We start from the raw sequence: 21,340 nt of genomic DNA on the forward strand, positions 1-21,340 counted from the left end.
GCGACTAGCGTCATCGACATGTCAACACTCCTCCTCCTCGGCGGCACCGGGAAGACCGGCCGCCGTCTCGCCGAACGACTCGAAGCCCAGGGCCACACCGCCCGCGCCGTGGGCCGCAGCACCACCCCCCGATTCGACTGGCGCGACGAGAGCACGTGGGCGCCGGCGCTGCAGGATGTGGACGGCGTCTTCATCGTCGGCCCCGGCTCCGCCTCCGACTGGAGCCCACTCCTCGAGCGCTTCCTGGCGACTGCCGCCGAGCAGCACGTCCGACATGCGGTGCTCCTCTCTGCACGCGGCGTCGAGTTCCTCCCCGACGGCGCCGTCGCACGAGCCGAGGCTGCGCTGAGCCGGAGCCCGCTCGGGTGGACCATCCTCCGGCCGAGCCATTTCGCCCAGAACTTCACCGAGGCCATGTTCGTTCCCGACGACGACGGCGCCTTCTACGCCCCGGTCGCCGACGGCCGAGAGCCGTTCATCGATGTGGACGATATCGCCGACGTCGCCGCGGTCGCGCTGACCACTGACGAGTACGGCGGTCGCGTCCTCGAGCTCTCGGGCCCCCACGCGATCGACTTCGAGGAGGCCGCGCGCATCCTCACCGAGGTAACAGGTCGCACGGTGCGCTACGTCTCCGAATCCGACGACGCGCACATCGCGCGCCTGCGCGCCCAGGGACTGCCCGAGGGCTACATCGAATGGCGGATGGCGATGCTCCGCGGGATCGCCTCCGGCTCGGACGCCTACCTCAGCCACGATGTCGAAGCAGTGCTCGGACGGCCGGCGACGTCGTTCGAGGAGTGGGCGCGGCGCGAGGTGCCGTCGCCTCAGCGCTGAGTCCGGAGTCCGTCGAGGCACACCCCGACGATCCGATCGAGTTGCCCCTCGTGCGGATAGTCCGCGAGGCCGATTCCGCTCAGCATGCGAAGGATGTCGTCGGCCGTCACGTCGGGGCGCACCTCGCCGTCCGCCTGCGCGGCCGCCAGCAGCGGTTCGACGGTCGCATAGATGCGGCGCCTGGCTGCATAGACGATCTCCGTGTCATGCGCCATCTCTTCGGCGAACGCTCGCTTTCCGATGATGAAGTCCACGAATCGACGCAGCCAGTCACTGAGGGCCTGGAGCGGGGAGGCCGCCGCGCTCGACGTCGGCGCGAGCAACTGATCGACCTGGTCCGAGTAGACGGCCTCGAACAAGGCCGCTCGGGTCGGAAATCGCCGGTACAGCGTGGCGCTCCCGACCCCTGCGCGCCGAGCCACCTCCTCGAACGATGCCGAGGCGCCGGCTTCGGCGAAGACCGCCGTCGCCGCTTCGACGATGCGTTCGTGGTTCCGACGCGCGTCGGCGCGGAGCGGACGATCGGACACCTCTACCTCATTCCTGGAATAAGTGGGGAGGTCACTCCGTTTGTGCTATAACCGGAGGGATCCCCCCACTAATCCTAAGGAGTGCACATGCCTTCCACAACGTCGGCGCCCAGATGGCGCCGTACCACGGTGCTCGCCCTCATCATGGGCGCGCAACTCATGATGGTCCTGGACACCTCGATCGTCACCACTGCCCTACCGCACCTGGTCGCGGACCTGGGCTTCTCCCCCACGTCGTTGTCGTGGGTACAGAACGCGTACGTGCTCGCTTTCGGCGGCCTGCTGCTCCTCGGCGCGCGTGTGGGCGACCTGGCCGGGCGCCGGCGCGTCTTCGTGATCGCCGTCGCAGTGTTCGCCCTCGCCTCACTGCTCGCCGGGCTCTCGTTCAACGTGCCGAGCCTGCTCGCCGCTCGCGTCCTGCAGGGCGCGGCCTCGGCGTTCGCCATCCCGTCAACCCTGGCACTTCTGGTGGGCGCGTACCCCGAGCCGGAGCAGCGCAGCCGCGCGATCGCCACCTACAGCGCGGTCATCGGGGCAGGGGCGAGCGTCGGAATCATCGTCGGCGGCGTCTTCACCGATCTGCTCTCGTGGCGCTGGGGCCTTCTCATCAACGTTCCCATCGGCCTCCTCGTCGTCCTGCTCGCGCCGCGCTTCCTCACCGAGACCGCTCGTCGACGCGGCAGCTTCGACCTGGTTGGCGCTCTGACGATCACGGTCGCGATGACCGCGCTCGTCTGGGGTCTGATCGAGTCGGGCACACTCGGCTGGACCTCGCCGATCGTCCTCGGCAGCCTGACCCTTGCGGCCGCGCTGGTCGCGGTCTTCGTGCTCGTGGAACGGCGGAGCCCGGAGCCGATCGTCCCCCTCGGGCTGTTCTCGAGCGCGACCCGCTCCGGCGCCTACATCGCCCGGATCCTCATCGTGGGTGCGATGTTCTCGACGTTCTACTTCCTCAGCCAGTACCTGCAGGAGGTGCTGCACTTCAGCGCCCTGCTCGCGGGCTTGAGCTTCATCCCGCTCACCGGCATGTTCTTCGCCACCGTCTACATCGTTCGGCCGCTCGTGCGCCGCATCGGACAGGAGCGGCTCCTGATCGCGTCCCTGGTGGTCGCTCTGGTCGGTATGGGATGGGTGTCCACCGTCGGCGCGGACACGGCGTTCCTTCCGTGGGTGCTCCTGCCCCTGTTGGTCCTCGGAATCGGTCAGGGCATCGCCATCATCCTGCTCACGCAACTCGGCATGGCGGACGTGCCCGACGCGCAGGCCGGCGCCGGCTCAGGCCTGGTCAACACCGCCCACCAACTCGGCGGCTCCGTCGGCCTCGCGGTTCTCGCCAGCGTCTTCGTCGCCATCACCGACCACCATGCCGGTGTCGCCGCTCAGGTCACCGGCTTCCAGACCGTGTTCCGTGTCGCGGACGGCTTCTACGCGCTCGCCATCCTCGTCAGCGCAGTCATGCTCGTCGCCGCGCGGAGGTCCCGCGCCGGCTCCACCGCCGGTGCGACTGCGGCGGCCGCCGCGAGCCGGCTCCCGGTCAATCCAGCCGGCGTTCAAGCACCGGTCGGGGCCAGTCGCCGACAGTGAACTGATGGGCGGGCGCGCCTCCGCCCGCTTCCGCTAATCGGTGAGGACGTGCCTCTCCCGCTGCCGGGGCAGCCGGCTCGTACCGGACCTGTAGCCGGGGCGCACCCAGCGCAGGCGCCCCTTCCGGTCGAACCGTCTCCGTACCGCCGCCTTACATTCCTCGAACACGGCACTCGCAGGCTGAGGAGTGTCAGGAAACCCCTGACGTCTCGCCCTGAACGGAGAACCATGTCCCACCGATCTGTCACCATCGCGACCGTGGCCTCGGCCGGCGTCGTCGCCTACGCGGCGCTGGTCGGCGCACCCGCATTCGCGGACACGACCGCGACGCCCACGCCGACCCCGACCTCCTCGCACGCCCCGAAGTCCCTCGCCGACATCCAGGCCGCGGGCGCGAAGGCCACCTCGGATCGCGAAACCAAGCTGACCGCCGCGATCAGCAAGGTCACGGACGACAAGTACCTGACCTCGTCCGACCGGTCGACCCTCCTCGGGACGCTGAACGCCGACCTCGCGGCCATGAAGTCCTCGGCCTCCACGATCGCCGCAGACACCACCGCGACGCAGGCCGCGGCCGACCTCAAAGAGGTCTACAGCAAGTACCGCGTCTACGCCGTCGCGCTGCGCCAGGCTCACCTCGTTTCGGAAGCCGACCGGCTCACCGGAACCACGCTGCCCGCACTGACCAAGGAGCAGTCGAACCTGTCGGCCCTCCTGTCCGGCAAGGACAAGGGCAAGTCGACCGACGCCCTCCAGTCGGCTCTGAAGGACATGTCGTCGCAGATCTCGACCGCGTCGCACGATGAGAGCGGCGCCGCCTCCGCGGCCCTCGCCGTCACGCCGAGCGCCTACGACGCGAACCACTCGGTCCTCTCGTCCGTGGAGTCGTCCTCCAAGGCCGCCGCCGCCGCGGTCAAGAAGGCTCACGCCGACGCCAAGGAGGTCCGCCAGGCGCTGAAGTAGACCGACAGGTCGGGGTGCGCGGCCCCCGCGGCTCATGCGCCGCGGGGGTCCTCTCCCGCGGCGAGCCCCAAGAGCGCGGTGACCGCCTCATCGACGGTTCCCGCATCGATGTCTCGGATGCCCCCGCAGGGCCGAGGTTTCCAGAAGCACTCGATGCTGAACTGCGATTTGCGCCGGCTGACCGAGCCGACGAGCGCGGCTTCATCGCCGAAGTCCTCGAACAGGTTCCATACGGGGTCGGGTTCGATCTCCCAGAGCTCGTAGGCGTGGCCGTCGCGCTCAAATGCGCGTTCCGGTCCGGACATGGTCCCCCTCCGTCCACAGCGCGAGTTCGGGAGGGATGCTCGGAGGTTGGGGCGCGGATTTCTGCGGCGACCGGGTCATGGGGTCCGACTCACACAGTCTCTCGAACACGATTCTAGGCCTGTGGGGAGAGAGAAGATACTAGCCAGGCTAGGCAAATAGACCACGACGTCGCGCTGCGTTCCTACTCCCCGTCCGCCCTGCCTCCACAGGACCTTCGCCCCGCCCTCCCGAGCCCTCCCCTGCGACCCTGCAGAGGACGACGGAGGCAAACATGCGTGACGATTATCCGGACATCAGCGGCCATGGGATCATCGGCGACCTGCAGACCGCGGCGCTCATCGACTCGGAGGGGACGGTCGACTGGTTCTGCTGTCCGAGGTTCGATTCGCCGAGCGTCTTCGCGTCGTTGCTCGACGCCGAGCAGGGCGGCTTCTTCCGGATCCGACCGGCCGATGAGGGCTACGTCACGCGGCAGCTCTATCTGCCCAACACGGCCATCCTGATCACGCGCTTCCTCACGGAGGCCGGAGTCGGCGAGGTCATCGACTTCATGCCCGTGGCCGGCAAGACGGCGACCGAGCGGCACGAACTGGTGCGCATGGTCCGGGTGGTGCGCGGTTCCATGCGCTTCGTCGCCGAGATCCAGCCGCGGTTCGACTACGGGCGAGCGCCGCACACCATCGAGGCCAGAGAGAACGGCGCGGTGTTCACCTCCGAGTCCCTCACCCTCACGATGCACCGGATCGGCGACGCGGTCCTGCATGGCACCGAGCGCGCGGGCCATGCGGAGGTGCTGGAGCACGGAGTACGCGTCACCATCTCCCTGGACGCGGGCGAGATGACCGGGGTGGTGCTGGAATCGGGCGGGGTCGAGCCTCGGCAGATCTCCTTCGACGAGCTGCGCCAGACGTTCGAGGAGACCCGCAGCTACTGGCGCAACTGGAACTCCCGCTCGACGTACACCGGGCGATGGCGCGAGATGGTGTCCCGCTCGGCGATGACGCTCAAGCTCATGACCTACGCGCCGACCGGCGCGCTCGTCGCGGCGCCGACCTCGGCCCTCCCCGAGCAGGTGGGCGGCGAGCGCAACTGGGACTATCGCTTCACTTGGGTGCGGGACGCGTCGTTCTCGGTCTACGCGCTGCTCGGCCTGGGGTACACCGATGAGGCCGAAGCGTTCGTGGGCTGGTTGATGGACCGCATCCGGGAGAGCGTCGGGACCGGATCCGGACCGCTGAAGATCATGTACCGGGTCGACGGTTCCTCGGACCTTGTCGAGGAGACGCTGGACAAGCTCGAGGGCTATCGGGGCTCGAGCCCCGTGCACGTCGGGAACGGCGCAGCCGATCAGCTCCAGCTCGACATCTACGGGGAGGCGATGGACGCGATCCACGTCGCGGACACCCACGGACTGGAGCTGCCGCACCAGGGCTGGGCCCAGATCGTCGACATGCTGAACTGGGTCTGCGAGAACTGGGACCAGCCCGAGGAGGGCATCTGGGAGACCCGGGGAGGACGGCAGGATTTCACCTACGGCCGGTTCATGTGCTGGGTCGCTCTCGACCGCGGAGTGCGGCTGGCGCGGGGGCACGGCCGGCCGGCACCCCTCTCCGCCTGGATCGAGCAGCGTGATCGGATCTACGACCAGGTGATGACCCGAGGATGGCATCCGGATCGCGGCGCCTTCGTGCAGCATTACGACACCGACGTGCTCGACGCCTCCCTCCTGCTGATGCCGCTGATGGGATTCGTCGCGCCGCGCGACCCGATGTGGCTCTCGACGCTCGACGCAATGGAGGGCGAGCTCGTCTCGGACAGCCTGGTGTACCGCTACGACCCGGCCGCGTCGCCGGACGGGTTGCGCGGCTCCGAGGGCACGTTCACCCTCTGCTCCTTCTTCTACGTGGACGCCCTCGCACGGGCGGGGCGTCTCGACGAGGCTGAGCTCGTCTTCGAGAAGGCGCTCACCTACTCGAACCATCTGGGCCTGTACTCCGAGGAGATCGGTCTGACCGGCGAGCAGCTCGGCAACTTCCCGCAGGCCTTCAGCCACCTCGCTCTGATCAACGCCGCCGTCAACCTGGATTATCAGCTCGACCACGGCTCAGGCGATGTGGAGGCGGTGCTCCACAAGGGACGGCGAGCGGAATGACCGCCGGCACGGGCGCTCGGGGCGACGCGCTGGTCGTCTTCGGGATCACGGGTGACCTCGCTCGGGTGATGACCTTCCGATCCCTCTACCGGCTTGAGAAGCGCGGAATGCTCGACTTCCCGATCATCGGCGTGGCCTTCGACGACTGGACCATCGACCGTCTCATCCGCCGTGTCCGCGAATCCGTCGCCGCGACGGGAGAGGTGATCGACCCGGTCGTTCTCGAGCGGCTTTGCGGGCGGCTGAGCTATGTGCACGGTGATTTCGCCGACGAGGGCACCTACGAGCGAGTCGCCACGGCCGTCGGCACAGCGACCGCTCCTGTCTATTACCTCGAGACTCCGCCCGGCCTGTTCGGGACGGTCGTGGAGGGGCTCGCGAATGCGGGCCTCGCCGCGCGAGGCCGATTCGTGATCGAGAAGCCTTTCGGACACGATCTCGCGTCGGCCCGGGATCTCGCCGCCGACCTGCATCAGTACGTCGACGAGTCGCAGCTGTACCGGATCGACCACTACCTCGGGAAGATGGGGCTCGAGGAGATCATCTACCTTCGGTTCGCGAACGCGATGCTCGAGCCCGTGTGGAACCGCAATTACATCGACTGCGTGCAGATCACCATGGCCGAAGACTTCGGCATCGCGGGGCGCGGAGGCTTCTACGAACCGGTCGGAGCGCTGCGCGACGTCGTCGTGAACCACCTCATGCAGCTGCTCGCTGCCGTGGCGATGGAGGCGCCGTCCCACGGCGACGTCGGCACCTTCAAGGACATGCAGACCTCGGTCTTCCGCTCGATGGTGGACGCCGACCCCGCACGATATGTGCGCGGTCAGTTCTCGGGATACCGCGAGGTAGACGGGGTCGCGGCCGATTCCACCACCGAGACCTTCTGCGCGCTCGAGCTGCAGATCGAGAACTGGCGTTGGTCGGGCGTCCCCTTCTTCATCCGCACCGGCAAGCTGCTGCCCGTCACCCAGACCGAGGTGCGGCTGGTGTTCAAGCACCCGCCCCGGCTCGGGTTCGGGCTGCGACGCACCGACAGCGAACCCGACCAGTTCGTGATCCGGCTCGACCCCACCACGGGCCTCCGCATCGTGCTGAACGCGCAGCGCGCGGACGCCGAGACGCCCAGTCCGGTGGAGTTCGATATGGAATTCGCGGCGGAAGGCGGCGAGGGCCCGACCCCGTACGAAGTGCTTCTGCTCGCTGCGATCGAGGGCCGCGCGGGACGCTTCGGCCGCCAGGACACGGTCGAGGAGGCGTGGCGCGTCATGCAGCCGCTCATCGACGCCCCGCCGCCCGTGCAGACGTACGCGACCGGGACATGGGGACCAGACGGATCCGCTGCGCTCGTGGCCGAGCACGGCGGATGGCGCAACCCCTGGATCCCACAGCCCGGCGCGCCAGAAGCGCCTGTGCGGTGACCGATGTTGAACGACGAAGTACTGACTGAGCGAGGAGAAGTCCGATGAAGGTCATCATCGTGGGTGGAGTGGCGGGCGGCGCTTCCTGCGCCGCACGTCTGCGGCGGTTGGACGAGGATTCCGAGATCATCATGGTCGAGAAGGGGCCGTACGTGTCGTTCGCGAACTGCGGACTGCCGTACCACGTCGGCGACGTGATCGAGCACGAGTCGGATCTGCTCGTAGCGAGCGAGCGATTGTTCCGCGAGCATTTCCGCGTGGATTGCCGCACCGGGTGCGAGGCGGTCCGCGTCGATCCTGAGGCCAAGACCATCGACCTGCGGGATTCCGCCACCGGCCAGGTGACGACCGAGTCGTACGACAAGCTGGTTCTGGCACCGGGGGCTCGGTCGATAAGACCCCCGATCCCCGGCATCGACCTGGATGGAATCTTCCAGGTCCGAACGGTGCCCGACGCGCGGGAGATCCGGCAGTGGATCGAGCGCGGGACCAGCTTGCTCGCCGGCATGGAGAAGTACTCCGGATTCCAGACCGTTCGGCCCAAGATGCACGCCGTCGTCGTGGGCGGAGGATTCATCGGCCTCGAGATGGCCGAGAACCTCGTCGCTCGAGGATTCGATGTCACGGTCATCGAACTGGCCGATCAGGTGCTCGGCCCTCTCGATCCCGAGTACGGCAACCTCGTGCGCGACTTCCTCGAGTTGCACGGCGTCCATGTCGTGGTCGGGGACGCGGTGGCGCGGTTCGACCGGAATGACGGGGGCGAGGCGATGACCGTCACGACTCAGTCAGGCTCGTCCCACCCCGCCGATCTCGTGATCCTGTCCCTCGGCGTCCGTCCGGACACCGAGCTCGCACGCCAGGCCGGCCTCGACATCGGCGAGCGCGGCGGCATCCGGGTCGACGAGCACATGCGCACCAGCGACCCCGACATCTTCGCGGTCGGCGACGCCGTCGAGGTGCGCGACTTCGTGACCGGGGAGTGGAGCCTCATCGCCCTCGCGGGACCGGCGAACCGGCAGGCGCGGATCGCGGCCGACGTCATCGCAGGACGCGACTCGGCATTCCGAGGCACGCAAGGCACCTCGATCGTGGGGCTGTTCGGCGACGCGATCGCCTGGACGGGCGCGAGTGAGAAGACCCTGAGGAGGCTCGGAGACAGCGACTACGAGAAGGTCTACCTCTACCCGAATTCCCACGCCGGGTACTACCCCGGGGCGAGACCCATCGCGATGAAGCTCATCTTCCGCAAGTCCGATGGGCGCGTGCTCGGCGCGCAGGCCGCCGGTGAGGACGGGGTGGACAAACGCATCAGCCACATCGCTCTGGCGATCCAACTCGGGGCGACCGTGTACGACCTCGAGCAGGCGGAACTGTGCTACTCGCCGCCGTACGGAAGCGCGAAGGACCCGATCAACTTCGCCGGTATGGTGGCGGCCGATGTGCTGCGCGGCGACTTGCCGGTGAGCCACTGGGAGTCCATCGGAGAAGGATTCGTGCTCGACGTGCGCGAGCGTCCCGAGCTGGCGGTCGAGAGCGTGCCGGGAGCGCTGAACATCCCTGTGGGCCAGCTCCGCGAGCGAATCGACGAGGTGCCCCGCGACCGGCCGGTGAACGTGGTGTGCCGCTCCGGACAGCGCGCCTACACCGCCTCCCGCATGCTGCGCCAGCGCGGTATCGATGCCCGTGTGATCTCGGGTGGCATGCTCTCGCGGGCGATCGTGAACGTCCCGCGCGGCGACCGCGGAGGGCGCGGCGCTGACCGCACCGCTCCGGTTCAGAGTGCGTAGCGGCCCCGGGCTCTGCCAGGGCGTCGATGGTGACGAACAGGACCGTCGGCCTGTGTCAGACGGACTTCTTCCTCCGCGCGCTCCGCCGGACGAAACCGAAGACGAGCGTGCCGATGAAGAGGATGATGCCGATGATCGCGAGCCAGAGCAGACCTTTGATGGCGAACCCGACGACGGCGAGCACGGCCCACACCACGAGAAGGATCACGATCACTGTCAACATGATGCTCACGGTACGCGCGAAACGGTCCGCTGGTGGCCATCGCGGCAAGATCGGGATCTCTCTGCCGCGCAGCAGTCGGCACGATCGCTCGAGCCGTGCCTGTTCGCGCCCGGCATCGCTGCCGTAGCCTCGGGGCAACACGGCTCGGCGCGGACGCGGTGTCGCTACGGGCTTCCGGCGGAAGGGGTCGAATGCTGGGCGTCATCGGGCAGCTGCTGCCGTTGGCGATCGCGGTCGCGCTGAGTTCCGTCCCGATCTTGGCCGCGCTGGTGCTGCTTCTGGAGGCGAAGCGGCCGCTGGTGCCGACCCTGTTCGTCGTCGGCTACCTGGTCGGCCTGGTGGTGATCACCTCGCTGTTCGCGATCTTCCTGCACGCCGTGCCGGCCGACACGTCCACCGGTGCCCCACCGGTCGTGGGCGTCCTGGAGATCGTTGCAGGCATCGCCCTGCTCGTCTATGCGGGGATCGAGGTGCGGCGGCGGCGACGGAAACCGGAGCGCGAATCGCTCCCGCGCTGGATGGTGGCCCTCGGCCGGATGCGACCGGCGGCCGCGCTGGGACTCGGCCTCGCTCTCACCGTCCGGCCCAAGTCCATCCTGCTCGCCATCGCCGCGGGACTGGTGATCGGGCCGGCTCAACTCCCCGCCGCGCAGGATGCCGTCGCCATCGCTGTGTTCGTGGTCATCGGGGCGAGCTCCGTCGGCGGCCCGGCGCTGTTCGCCGTGGCCAGACCGGACGCGGCGCGACCGGCGCTCTCCGCCGCGCAAGGGTGGCTGCTCCGCAACGACACCACGGTCGCGATCGTGGTCGCGGCGGTGATCGGGACCGTCATCCTGGGCAACGGCCTCACCCGCCTCTGACCCAGGCGCAGCTGGTCTGGCCGAACCCCGAACTCTTCATCGACTCCCCCGATCCGCAGCTCAGGAGCGGGATCGGCGTCAACCTCGACCCCGCGCGCCGCTGACCGCTCCGGCGACAGCCGGGACCTTTCATCGGCTGACCTGGGTCTTTGGTCCCTGCCCGCACGTGCCCGCGAGCGCGACCATGGGGGTGCGGCCACCAGGTCGTGAACGGCGGGTTGAAGGAGATCATCATGGCCGGAACGAACATGAATACACGACGTGAGCCGACCGAGGTCACGGGGTGGACGGGATGGATCGCGTTCGCCTCCTTCGTCATGATGCTGAGCGGAGCGCTCAGCCTGCTCACGGGCTTCTTCGCCGTGATCCGCAACAACTGGACCATGTGGAACAACAACGGCGCGCCCTTCGGCACGACCTACTGGTGGGGCTGGTGGACGATGATCGTCGGCGTGGTCGTCATCGCGATCGGCGCAGCGCTGATGCGCGGGAGCATGTTCGCGCGGACGGTGGCGGTCTTCGTCGCCGGCGGCAGCCTGATCAGCCAGTTCCTCTCGCTGAACGTGGCCCCGTTCTGGTCCCTCACGATCATCGCCATCGATGTCGTGGTCATCTGGGCCGTCATGATGCACGGGCGGGAGTTGCGCGACGCCTGATCCCGCCGCTCCTCCGATCACGGCAGACCGATCACGGCCGCCGCTGCACCTGCAGCGGCGGCCGTGATCTTAGTTCGCGTCCGCTGCGTGCCGGTCGGGCTCGCCTTCGCCTGATTGAACGGTCCACGCCGGCGGCTCGTCCGCCCCGGACGACTCGTCCCGCGCCGCGTCCGCGCTGGTCCGCTGGACCACTCCGGCCGCGTGGTGCGGCGGCGCGTAGACCGTGTAGAGCCGCAGCGGTCCGTCGCCGGTGTTGATGACGTCATGCCAGGTGCCGGCGGGGACCTGGATGGACCAGCCGTCGGTGACGTCCTTCTCGAAGTCGAGCCGGTCCTCGGCGGGGCCCATGACCGCGCGCCCGCGTCCGTCGTCGACGCGGAGGAACTGATCCGTCGCCGGGTGGCACTCCAGACCGATCGATTCTCCGACGGGAATGGTCATCAGCGTGACCTGCAGATACTCGCCGGTCCACGCGACCGTTCGGTAGGTCTCGTTGTCCGTGGTGGCGCGTTCGATATCGAACGCGTCGGGTCGTGGCCCGATGTCATTCATGGGCGTTCTCCTGTCTCTCGTGGTGAACACCGCACCGCACGCGCCCACCCGCCGGTCAGAGGCGAAGGTCCCCCTCCCCCCGATTCCGCCGGCCAGCCTCAGCGACGGAAGGGCCCGTTGTGATCAGGTCCGGGGCTGAAGAGCTCCTCGATGGGCTTGCCGAATACGGCGGAGATCCGGAACGCGAGCGGGAGGGACGGGTCGTATTTTCCGGTCTCGATCGCGACGACGGTCTGACGTGAGACGCCGAGGCGCTCGGCGAGCGCCGCCTGGGTCCAGCCGCGCGCCTCCCGCTCGGTTCGAACGAGGTTGTCCATCAGGCGGTGGGTGCACCGACGAGGAGATTGGTGACCTCCCACGACAGCACGCCCACCACGGCGATCAGCCACCCGCCGTTCGGCACGGGGAGGCCGGTCGAACCGAGCGTCCCCAGGGTCACGGCCGCGACGGTCGAGACGGTGAAACCGACGGCCAGACCCGGGAAGAAGAGCTTGCGCTGGTATTCGTCCATCTCGCGGACGCGTCGCGCGACGATGACGACCATCCAGATCAGCGGGAGGATCGGCAGAAGCGCCCAGAGCACGCGCCACGAACCCGAGGCGTGGCCCCAGAAGTACAGCGCGACGTTGGTGAGCAGGAGGAGCGCGGCCGCCGCCCAGAGCTGCACCCGGAACCGCCGCCGACGGCGGAGTTCGGTCGGCGACTCGTCACGTGTGTCAAGTTTCTTTGTCACGTTTCGAGGGTAGGCGCGGTCCACCCAAAGAGTCAAGGTTCCTTTACATGGTGCATTCTCGGCCGATTGCGCAGATGCAACAGTTGCATATCGCACATATCGGTATTGAGTGGAAGGGGCCCCGGGCGTTCCGTGGGCCCCTGAAGGAATGGAGGTGCACGGCGTGCCACTGTGGCTGCTCCTGGTTCTGTTCGTCGTCGGCGCGGCGGTGATCTGGGTCGCGGGGGTGTACCTCTCCAAGACCACGGACGTTCTCGACGACCGGCTGCATCTCGGCAGCGCGTTCGGCGGCCTGATCGTGCTCGCGGTCGCGACCAATCTGCCCGAGATCGCCATCACGGTGAGCGCGGCCGCCTCCGGTTCCCTGGAGGTGGCTGCGGGGAACATCCTGGGCGGCATCGCCCTGCAGACCGTCGTGATCGCCGTCCTCGACATCTTCGGCCGGCGCAGACACGGGGTGAAACCGCTCACCTACCGGGCGGCGTCCCTCGGGCTGGTGCTCGAGGCGATCGTCGTCGTGGCGGTTCTCGCGGTGGTGATCGGAGGGAGCCAGCTGCCGCCCGGTCTGGTGTTCGCCCGGCTCAGCCCGGACGTGGTCCTCATCGCGGTCATCTGGGTCGTCGGACTCCTCCTGGTCCGGCGGGCGGACAAGAGCCTCCCCTGGCACGAGGACGGCGCAGCACCGGACACGAACACTCCTCATCCGCGCGGCCACCAGATCCGCAAGCACGAGGATTCCGATCGGATGAGCACAGCGAAGGCGGCGATCATCTTCGCGATCGCCGCCCTCGCGACGCTCGTCGCCGGCGTGACCGTCGAGCAGGCGGGCGACGCGGCCTTCGGACAGCTGGGGCTCTCGGGCGTCCTCTTCGGCGCCACCGTCCTCGCGTTGGCGACGTCCCTCCCCGAGATCTCCACAGGCCTGCAGGCGGTCCGTCAGGGAAACGACAACCTGGCGATCTCGGACATCTTCGGCGGCAATGCGTTCCTCCCGGTCCTCTTCCTGATCGCGACCCTGATCTCTGGAAAGTCCGTCCTGCCTCAGGCGAACGCGTCGGACGTGTTTCTCACGGCTGTCGCGGCCCTCCTGACCCTCGTCTTCGCCGTCGGCCTGATCTTCCGACCGCACAAGCGAGTGGCCGGAATGGGCGTCGATTCGCTGACCGTGATCGTTCTCTATCTGATCGGGGTCGGGGGACTCGTGGCGATCGCCACCGGCGGCTGACCCGCGCGATGATCTCTCCCCTTCTCACGCCTCCGGGATGACCATCGCGAACCGCTCGGTCCGCATCTGGTCGGGGTCGGGGCCGTTTCGCACGCCCGTGTCGAGGTCGTCGATCCGCGCCAGGTCGTCGGCGGTGAGCTCGAAGTCGAACACATCGAAGTTCTCCGCGATGCGCTTCGGGTTCACCGACTTCGGGATGGCCGAGCGTCCCTCCTGAAGGTGCCAGCGCAGCATCACCTGCGCCGGGGTCTTGCCGTGCGCCCCGGCGATCCCGGCGATCGTCGCATCCTGCATGACGTTCTTGCGCTCCTCCCCCCATCCCGGGTAGAAGGTGATCCCGCCGATCGGCGACCACGCCTGGGTCAGGATGCCGCTGGCGGCATCCGCGGCCTGGACATCCGGCTGGGTGAAGTAGGGGTGCAGCTCGATCTGGTTGACGGCGGGGACGACGTCGGTCTCGGCGAGCAGCCGCTCCAGGTGGTGCGGCATGAAGTTGCTGACACCGATCGAACGGACGCGCCCGTCAGCGAGGAGCGCCTCCAGAGCCTTGTAGGCGGCGATCGTCTTGTCGAAGACACCGGGCGCGGGCTGGTGCAGGATGAGCAGGTCGAGCCGCTCGACGCCGAGCTTGCCGACGGCCTTCTCCCACGCGTGGAGGGTCTCGTCGTAGCCGTAGTCGGACACCCAGACCTTCGTCTCGATGAACACGTCGTCGCGCGGCAGGCCCGAGCGGCGGATGCCCTCCCCGACCTCGCGCTCGTTGCCGTAGGCGGCGGCGGTGTCGATGTGGCGGTAGCCGGTGGCGAGGGCCGCCTCGACCGCAGCGGTGGTCTCCTCCGGCGGTGACTGGAAGACGCCGAGGCCGAGAGCCGGCATCGTGATGCCGTTGTTGAGAGTGAGTTCCATGACCATGCCTTTCACGGTAGGAGCGTCCGCGGAGAACAGGGAGGCCACGTCAGTACCTCCCTGAACGCAGGACGCGGTTCAGTCGGCGACGGGGACGCGGCGAACGGATCCCGTGGTGGCCGGCGCAGCGCTGCGTCGGGCGGCGAGGTCGGCCGGGACGATCAGCACGAGCGAGACGATCAGGCTCAGCAGCAGGAGCACGCTGCCGGCCGTCAACGCCAGTCCGACCTGCGCCGTCATCGTGGCCGCCGCCGATCCCCCGGCCGGCGCTGTCGCCGCCGCAGCGACGGCGATGCCCAGGCCGAGGCAGGTCCCCACCTGGTGAAAGGTGTTGACCAGTCCGGAGGCGGCGCCGGCATCCGCGGCGGGTGCTCCGATGATCCCGAACGAGGTCAGCGGCGCGAAGGCGAGCCCCTGGCCGGCGCCGATGAGCACCATGGGCAGCGCCACGGCCAGCCAGTAACCGGCGCCGGCCTCCGCACGGCTCAGCCAGAACATCCCGGCGAGCGTCAGCACGATGCCGGCGACGAGCGGCACCGAGCTCGGCAACCGCCGCGCCAGCCGGGGGATGCTCATCGCGACGGCGAAGTTCACGGCCGTCATCGGCAGGAAGCCCAGCCCGGCCTGCAACGGGTCGAAACCGAGCACGTCCTGCATCAGCTGCGTGGTGAAGAAGAAGAACCCGATCATCGCGCCCAGGTACAGGAAGCGCGACAGGTACGCGCCGGTGCGGCGACGACTGGCGAACAGCCGTAGCGGCATGATCGGCTGCGCCGCTCGCGCCTCGATGAGCACGAACCCGACGAGCAGGAGCACCCCTGCGGTGAGCGAGCCGATGGTCACCGGGGAGAGCCAGCCGGCGTCCGCGCTGTCGATGATGCCGAACACCAGCGCTCCCACCCCGAGCGTGGCGGTCGCCGCACCGGCGACATCGAAGCGGCCGCGGGAACGACCCGTCTCCACCAGGAAGCGGGGCGCGAGGACGATCATCGCCGCGCCGATCGGGACGTTCACGAAGAACCCCGCCCGCCACGAGATCCAGTGGGCCAAGGCGCCGCCGATGACCAGGCCGAGGCTTGCCCCGATCCCCGCGGTCGCGCCGTACCAGGCGACCGCGCGGGTGCGCTCCCGTCCCTCCGGGAAGCTCGCCGTGAGCAGCGACAGGGATGTCGGGGCGACGATCGCGGCCCCGATGCCCTGGATCGCGCGGCCGGCGATCGCCCACCACGCGGTCGGCGAGCATCCGATCGCCAGTGATGCGAGCGCGAAGACCACCAGTCCGAACACGAACACGCGACGCCGGCCGAGCAGGTCGCCGGCCCGGGCGCCGAGCAGGAGGAGCCCGCCGAAGACGAGCGTGTACGCGTCCTGCACCCACGACAGCTCGCCGGTCGACAGGCGCAGATCGGCCTGCAGACTCGGGAGCGCGGTGAAGATCACCGAGTTGTCCAGCAGGATCATGAAGTAGCTGATCAGCACGATCGCGAGAATCGCGGCCGGGTGTGCGGGGAGGTTCGAGGAGCGGTTCGACGTGGGAGGCATACCTCCATGCAACGGCGTAGGCCGCCCGCTCGGGAGTCCCGGGCGTTCCAGGTAATGGGAGGCCCTCCCTCCCTCGCGGCGCGCAGCGTAGCGTCGAGGTCATGAGCAACAGCGATGATGTGCGGGAGTTCCTCACCTCTCGCCGCGCCCGGATCACCCCCGACCAGGCGGGCCTCCCCGCCTACGGCGGAAACCGTCGCGTGACGGGGCTGCGGCGGGAGGAGGTCGCGATGCTCGCCGGCCTCAGCGTCGATTACTACACGCGGCTCGAGCGCGGAAACCTCTCGGGTGCTTCCGACAGCGTCCTCGAGTCGCTCGCCCGTGCCCTGCACCTCGACGACGCCGAGACCTCGCACCTCTACGACCTGGCGCGGGCGGCGGATGTCGCACCGCGCGTCCGTCGGCGCCAGAGCCCCAAGAGCGTGCGGCCCAGCCTGCAGCGGGTCATCGACGCCATCACCACGGCGCCGGCCTGGGTGCGCAACGACCGCGGCGACGTGCTCGCCGTCAACGAGCTCGGACGCGCCCTCTACCTCGACCTCATGGCCGAGGAGGTGCAGCCGCCCAACAACTCCCGGTTCACCTTCCTCAACCCGAAAGCGCGTGAGTTCTACTCCGACTGGGAGCGGGCGGCCGACGACATCGTCGCGATCCTGCGTCAGGCCGCGGGCCGCAACCCCTACGACAAGGACCTCACCGACCTCGTCGGCGAGCTCAGCACCCGCAGCGAGGAGTTCCGGACGCGGTGGGCGCGCCACGACGTGCGTCACCACCGGACGGGTCGCAAGCGCATCCATCACCCGATCGTCGGCGACCTCGACCTCGCCTTCGAAGCGCTCGAGCTGCCCGGCGAACCGGGTCTGCGTGTCAACGTCTACACGGCGGACCCGGGGACACCCTCCGAGGACGCGCTGAAGCTCCTCGCGAGCTGGGCCGCGACGCAGCGGCAGGCATCCGCGGCCGAGTCCGACCTGGAGAAGTCATGAACGACCGCCCCACCAGCGTCCTCATCGTCGGCGCCACCGGCAGCGTCGGTCGCTACGCCGTCGCCGAAGCCCTCCGGCAGGGCTACCGCGTTCGCGCGCTCGTCCGCGATGGCGCCCGTGGCCGCCGCCTGGGCGACGACGTGGAGCTCGTACTCGGCGACCTGACGCGTCCGGACACGCTCACCGCCGCAGTCGACGGAGTCGACGGGGTCGTCTTCGTCCACGGCACCACCACCCGCGAGAGCGACGTGCGAGACGTGGACTACGCCGGCGTCGCGAACATCCTGAAGGCGCTCGGCGGCCGCCGGGTGCGGATCGCCCTGATGACGGCGATCGGAACCACGCGGCCAGGGGTCCCTTACGCCGAGTGGAAGCTCCGCGGCGAGCGGCTCGTACGTGCCAGCGGCAACCCGTATACGGTCGTTCGGCCCGGGTGGTTCGACTACAACGACGACGGGCAGCGCCGGATCGTGATGCTCCAGGGCGACACCCGGCAGTCGGGCACCCCGCGCGACGGCGTCATCGCCCGCGACGAGATCGCCCGCGTCCTCATCGATTCCCTCAGCAGCCAGGCCGCCGACCGCAAGACATTCGAACTCGTCGCCGAGACCGGTCCGGAGCAGCGCGACCTCACAGGTGTCTTCGCCGCTCTCGAGACGGACGCGGCCGGTTCCCTCGACGGTGCGACGGACGCCGCCGTGCTCCCGCTCGACCGCGAACCGGAGACCTTCCTCCGCGACCTGGACGCGATCGGCACCCGCTGACCAGGTTCAGGCACGCACCTCGAATCCCGCCGCCAGGAGATCACTCGGGCGCGACGACGGGCCGACCAGCAGTTCGAACGCGCCCGGTTCGACGATTCGGTTCCCGGCCGAGTCCACGATCGTGCACTCCGTGACCGGGAGGGTCAGGCGCACCCGAGCGCTCTCACCCGGCTCCAGGTCCACCTGACGGTGCGACTTCAGCTCGCGGTCGGTCCAGCTCACGCTCGTGACGGTGTCGCGCACGTAGACCTGGACGGTCTCGCGCACCGGACGACCTCCGGTGTTCCTCACGGTGACCTCGGCTTCGATGTCGTCGCCGACGCCGAGTTGCGTCCGTGCCAGGGCGAGGTCGGAGTATTCGACCGTCGAATACGACAGCCCCTCCCCGAACGCCCACGCGGGCGCCTGGCTGAGGTCGGCATAGCGGTCGCCGTGCTGACCCCGGATCTGGTTGTAGTACGTCGGCTGCTGGCCGACATGGCGCGCGAAGGAGATCGGGAGGCGTCCGGAGGGCTCGATGCGGCCGGTGAGCAGTTCGGCCAGCGCCTGGCCGCCCCGCATGCCGGGGTTCGCGGCCCAGATCACGGCCGCGGCACGGGCGACCGACGGAGGGAGGACGAGCGGCTTCGACGCCAGCAGGATCACGACGACAGGCTTTCCGGTCGCGATCATCGCATCGAGCAGAGCGTTCTGGCCGCCGATCAGTTCGAGCGTGGCGGTGGAACGACCCTCGCCGACCAGCTCGATCCGGTCGCCGACGACGGCGACGACCACGTCGGATGCCGCAGCGGCGGCTACGGCCTCGGCGATCAGTCGCTCATCGGGGGCGCACGGCACCACCACCGGAGGTCTCGGCTGGCCGTCGGGGAAGGTGGCCCCGCGAGGATCGTCCTCGAGCGTCAGGATGTCGGCTCCGCGGGCGTACCGCACGGTGATGCCGTCCACGGCACGGAGCCCGTCGAGGACGGTGGTGATCATCTCGCGCGGCTGGCCGTCCAGCCAGCCGGCCTGGCCCGACCCTCCGGCCCAGTCCCCGAGCTGGGTCTGCGCATCGTCGGCCAGCGGGCCGACCAGCGCGACTCGGACCGGCGCGCCCATCTCGAGCGGCAGCGTCCCGTCGTTCTCCAACAGCACGATCGACCGTCGTGCGGCTTCGAGGTTGAGCGCCGCGTGCCCGGCGCTGCCGACCACGGTGCCCAGCTCGGCCGCCGGCAGGCGCGGGTCCTCGAAGAGTCCGAGCTCGAACTTGAGCGTCAGGATCCGCCCGACAGCCGCGTCGAAGGCGTCCTCGGCGAGCATTCCCCGGGCGACCGCCTCCAGCGCGCCCTCGAAGAAGAGGGGCGTGGTCATGACCATGTCATTCCCCGCCCGGACGGCGGCCGCGGCGGCGTGCGTGTGGTCGGGCTGCACCTTCTGCTCCCAGACCATGCGGCCCACGTTGTCCCAGTCGGTGATGAGCGTGCCGGTGTATCCCCACTCTCCGCGGAGCACGTCGCTCAGAAGCCAGTCGTTGACGGTGATCGGCACGCCGTCCGTGCTCTGGTACCCGAGCATGAAGGTGCGGCATCCTTCCCGGGCCACGCGCTCGAACGGCGGCAGGAACCAGCTCCGGAGCTTCCGCCGCGAGATGTCGGCCTCGCTCGCGTCGCGGCCGCCCTGCGTCTCCGAATATCCGGCGAAGTGCTTGGCCGTCGCGAGGATCGCGGTCGGGTCGTCGAGCCCCTCCCCCTGATAGCCGCGGACCATCGCGCTCGCGAGCTCCCCGATCAAGTAAGGGTCTTCGCCGAACGTCTCGCTGACGCGTCCCCAGCGGAGGTCCCGGGCGATGCACAGGACGGGCGAGAAGGTCCAGTGCACGCCGGTGACGGCGACCTCCTCGGCGGTCGCGCGCGCGACGCGCTCGACGAGGTCGGCGTCCCACGACGCGGCGAGACCCAGCTGCGTCGGATAGATCGTGGCGCCGGGCCAGAACGAATGCCCGTGGATGCAGTCCTCGCCGACGAGGAGCGGGATCCGCAGCCGCGTCTCGGCCGTGAGCCGGTTCGCCTCCAGGATGCGCTCGGGCGACGTGTGGAGGATCGAGCCGACATGGCGCCGCAGGATGTGGTCGCGGAGGTCATCGCGTGCGTCGAGCTGGAGCATCTGCCCGACCTTCTCCTCCACCGTCATGCGGGCGAGGAGGTCGGCGACGCGCTCGGCGGTCGAGAGCGTCGGGTCCTGGTAGGGGAGCACCTCCTTCGGGGTTCCGGTCGTGGTGTCGGTGAGGATCGAGGTCATGCGGTGGTGCTCTCCGGTGAGGTGTCGGCCGGTACGGCCGCGGGGGATTCGGTGCGCACCTGGGTGACGGCGGTGGTGAGGTTCATGCCCTTGCGCTTCATGGCGCGGGCGCGCTCGCCGGCCGAGCGCAGGCGCGGGTTGACGTATTCGTCGATGCCGAAGTTGATGAGGGCCAGCGAGACGCCGAGCAGCGCGATGCACAGACCGGCGGGCACGTACCACCACCAGTAGTCCGGGAACGCGTTGTTCTGCTGCGCCCAGAAGAGGATGGTTCCCCAGTTGAGGTTCGACACCGGGATCACGCCGATGAAGGCCAGCGTGGTCAACCCCAGGACGGCGGCCGTCATCGTGCCGACGAAGCTGGAGGCGATGATCGCCATCAGGTTCGGCAGCATCTCGACGAGGATGATGCGGTGCAGCGGCTCGCCGTTGGCCCGTGCGGCCTGGATGAAGTCGCGGTTGCGCAGCGACATGGTCTGAGCCCGCAGCACGCGCGCGCCCCACGCCCAGCCGGTGAGGCCGAGGACCGCGGCGATGAGCGCCAGCGGCGGGTCGTCGAACTGCGACGCGACGATGATCATCAGCGGGAGCCCCGGGATCACGAGGAAGACGTTCGACAGGGCCGAGAGCGACTCGCTCTTCCAGCCGCGCAGGTAGCCCGCGGTCACGCCGACCACGATCGCCACGACCGTGGCCATGATCGTCGCGAGGAAGCCGACGACGAGCACGCCCCGCGTGCCGTAGACGAGCTGGCTGAAGACGTCCTGGCCGATGTGCGTCGTGCCGAGGAGGTGGGTGAACGACGGCGGCTGCAGCGTCTCGTCGAGGTGCTGCGCGTTCGGGTCGTAGGGGGCGATCAGCGGGGCGAAGATCGCGACGAGCACGAACACGCCCAGGATGATCAGGCCGGCGGCCGACTTGCGGTTGCTGAACATCGCCAGCGACGCCTTGAGCTGCGACCAGAAGGTCGCCCGCGTCTCGGTGCTCTTCGCCGGCACGGCCTTCAGGTGGAAGGTGGAGGGAGTGGTCATGG

The 21,340-nt window shown here is 69.1% G+C and carries 21 protein-coding genes; 11 read left to right on the forward strand and 10 right to left on the reverse strand.

All coding sequences use genetic code 11. The features are described from left to right. Positions 1–18 precede the first annotated feature (18 nt). The gene (locus FPT20_RS13410; RefSeq protein WP_158866049.1) at positions 19–837 is read left to right on the forward strand and encodes an NAD(P)H-binding protein; all 819 of its coding nucleotides are present in this window, start codon (positions 19–21) and stop codon (positions 835–837) included. Here the strand turns inward: FPT20_RS13410 and FPT20_RS13415 are convergent. Next, positions 828–1,367 (reverse strand): TetR/AcrR family transcriptional regulator, encoded by a 540-nt coding sequence (locus FPT20_RS13415; RefSeq protein WP_158866051.1) that lies wholly within the window; start codon positions 1,365–1,367, stop codon positions 828–830. The two genes, FPT20_RS13410 and FPT20_RS13415, sit on opposite strands and share 10 nt — an antisense overlap. An 87-nt stretch (positions 1,368–1,454) precedes the next feature. Between FPT20_RS13415 and FPT20_RS13420 the strand changes: the two genes are divergently transcribed. Continuing rightward, positions 1,455–2,951: an MFS transporter gene (locus FPT20_RS13420; protein ID WP_158866053.1), complete on the forward strand. Its 1,497-nt coding sequence runs from the start codon at positions 1,455–1,457 to the stop codon at positions 2,949–2,951. A 228-nt stretch (positions 2,952–3,179) separates the two neighbouring features. Then, positions 3,180–3,914, forward strand: a complete 735-nt coding sequence (locus tag FPT20_RS13425; protein ID WP_158866055.1) for a hypothetical protein — start codon at positions 3,180–3,182, stop codon at positions 3,912–3,914. A 32-nt stretch (positions 3,915–3,946) separates the two neighbouring features. On the opposite strand, the gene FPT20_RS13430 is transcribed toward FPT20_RS13425, so the two are convergent. Continuing rightward, positions 3,947–4,219, reverse strand: coding sequence for a hypothetical protein (locus FPT20_RS13430; RefSeq protein WP_158866057.1), 273 nt, complete (start codon positions 4,217–4,219; stop codon positions 3,947–3,949). A 272-nt stretch (positions 4,220–4,491) separates the two neighbouring features. Between FPT20_RS13430 and FPT20_RS13435 the strand changes: the two genes are divergently transcribed. The 3 genes from FPT20_RS13435 to FPT20_RS13445 are packed head-to-tail and all read left to right on the forward strand — an operon-like array spanning position 4,492 to position 9,583. Then, entirely contained in the window at positions 4,492–6,372 is a 1,881-nt protein-coding gene (locus FPT20_RS13435; RefSeq protein WP_158866059.1) for a glycoside hydrolase family 15 protein, read from the forward strand. Next, complete coding sequence (zwf, locus tag FPT20_RS13440) at positions 6,369–7,793, forward strand: glucose-6-phosphate dehydrogenase (RefSeq protein ID WP_158866061.1); 1,425 nt, start codon at positions 6,369–6,371, stop codon at positions 7,791–7,793. The genes FPT20_RS13435 and zwf overlap by 4 nt, the downstream gene beginning before the upstream one ends. 44 nt (positions 7,794–7,837) lie before the next feature. Next, on the forward strand, positions 7,838–9,583 hold the full coding sequence (locus FPT20_RS13445) for an FAD-dependent oxidoreductase (RefSeq protein ID WP_158866063.1): 1,746 nt from the start codon (positions 7,838–7,840) through the stop codon (positions 9,581–9,583). 55 nt (positions 9,584–9,638) lie between these two features. Here FPT20_RS13445 and FPT20_RS17860 read toward each other — a convergent pair whose 3' ends face one another. Further along, positions 9,639–9,806, reverse strand: coding sequence for a hypothetical protein (locus FPT20_RS17860; protein WP_199245788.1), 168 nt, complete (start codon positions 9,804–9,806; stop codon positions 9,639–9,641). 191 nt (positions 9,807–9,997) lie between these two features. Here FPT20_RS17860 and FPT20_RS13450 point away from each other — a divergent pair, with 191 nt between their 5' ends. Together FPT20_RS13450 and FPT20_RS13460 are read left to right on the forward strand one after the other, a co-directional pair. Then, complete coding sequence (locus FPT20_RS13450) at positions 9,998–10,666, forward strand: GAP family protein (protein ID WP_158866065.1); 669 nt, start codon at positions 9,998–10,000, stop codon at positions 10,664–10,666. Between the two features lie 233 nt (positions 10,667–10,899). After that, a complete protein-coding gene (locus FPT20_RS13460) occupies positions 10,900–11,322 on the forward strand; it encodes a DUF7144 family membrane protein (RefSeq protein WP_158866069.1) in 423 nt (140 codons plus the stop codon). Between the two features lie 69 nt (positions 11,323–11,391). Here the strand turns inward: FPT20_RS13460 and FPT20_RS13465 are convergent, their stop codons facing one another. From FPT20_RS13465 to FPT20_RS13475, 3 genes are all read right to left on the reverse strand, one after another. Further along, complete coding sequence (locus FPT20_RS13465) at positions 11,392–11,874, reverse strand: cupin domain-containing protein (protein WP_158866071.1); 483 nt, start codon at positions 11,872–11,874, stop codon at positions 11,392–11,394. Between the two features lie 98 nt (positions 11,875–11,972). Beyond that, the gene (locus FPT20_RS13470; RefSeq protein WP_158866073.1) at positions 11,973–12,191 is read right to left on the reverse strand and encodes a helix-turn-helix transcriptional regulator; all 219 of its coding nucleotides are present in this window, start codon (positions 12,189–12,191) and stop codon (positions 11,973–11,975) included. Then, a complete protein-coding gene (locus tag FPT20_RS13475) occupies positions 12,191–12,607 on the reverse strand; it encodes a hypothetical protein (protein ID WP_158866075.1) in 417 nt (138 codons plus the stop codon). The genes FPT20_RS13470 and FPT20_RS13475 overlap by 1 nt, the downstream gene beginning before the upstream one ends. A 163-nt stretch (positions 12,608–12,770) precedes the next feature. Here FPT20_RS13475 and FPT20_RS13480 point away from each other — a divergent pair, with 163 nt between their 5' ends. Next, on the forward strand, positions 12,771–13,832 hold the full coding sequence (locus FPT20_RS13480) for a sodium:calcium antiporter (protein WP_233265526.1): 1,062 nt from the start codon (positions 12,771–12,773) through the stop codon (positions 13,830–13,832). Between the two features lie 24 nt (positions 13,833–13,856). Here the strand turns inward: FPT20_RS13480 and FPT20_RS13485 are convergent, their stop codons facing one another. Beyond that, positions 13,857–14,738 (reverse strand): aldo/keto reductase, encoded by an 882-nt coding sequence (locus FPT20_RS13485; RefSeq protein ID WP_158866079.1) that lies wholly within the window; start codon positions 14,736–14,738, stop codon positions 13,857–13,859. A gap of 78 nt (positions 14,739–14,816) precedes the next feature. Further along, a complete protein-coding gene (locus tag FPT20_RS13490) occupies positions 14,817–16,280 on the reverse strand; it encodes an MFS transporter (RefSeq protein ID WP_158866081.1) in 1,464 nt (487 codons plus the stop codon). A gap of 101 nt (positions 16,281–16,381) precedes the next feature. Here FPT20_RS13490 and FPT20_RS13495 point away from each other — a divergent pair, with 101 nt between their 5' ends. Together FPT20_RS13495 and FPT20_RS13500 are read left to right on the forward strand one after the other, a co-directional pair. Beyond that, positions 16,382–17,266: a helix-turn-helix transcriptional regulator gene (locus FPT20_RS13495; RefSeq protein WP_158866083.1), complete on the forward strand. Its 885-nt coding sequence runs from the start codon at positions 16,382–16,384 to the stop codon at positions 17,264–17,266. Then, positions 17,263–18,030: an SDR family oxidoreductase gene (locus tag FPT20_RS13500; protein WP_158866085.1), complete on the forward strand. Its 768-nt coding sequence runs from the start codon at positions 17,263–17,265 to the stop codon at positions 18,028–18,030. Before FPT20_RS13495 ends, FPT20_RS13500 begins: the two co-directional genes overlap by 4 nt. Before the next feature lie 6 nt (positions 18,031–18,036). Here FPT20_RS13500 and FPT20_RS13505 read toward each other — a convergent pair whose 3' ends face one another. Beyond that, positions 18,037–20,307: a glycoside hydrolase family 3 N-terminal domain-containing protein gene (locus FPT20_RS13505; protein ID WP_158866087.1), complete on the reverse strand. Its 2,271-nt coding sequence runs from the start codon at positions 20,305–20,307 to the stop codon at positions 18,037–18,039. After that, positions 20,304–21,338: an ABC transporter permease gene (locus FPT20_RS13510; RefSeq protein WP_158866089.1), complete on the reverse strand. Its 1,035-nt coding sequence runs from the start codon at positions 21,336–21,338 to the stop codon at positions 20,304–20,306. The genes FPT20_RS13505 and FPT20_RS13510 overlap by 4 nt, the downstream gene beginning before the upstream one ends. Between the last annotated feature and the right edge of the window lie 2 nt (positions 21,339–21,340).

The organism is Leifsonia sp. AG29 (genome assembly GCF_009765225.1).
Lineage (GTDB): Bacteria > Actinomycetota > Actinomycetes > Actinomycetales > Microbacteriaceae > Leifsonia.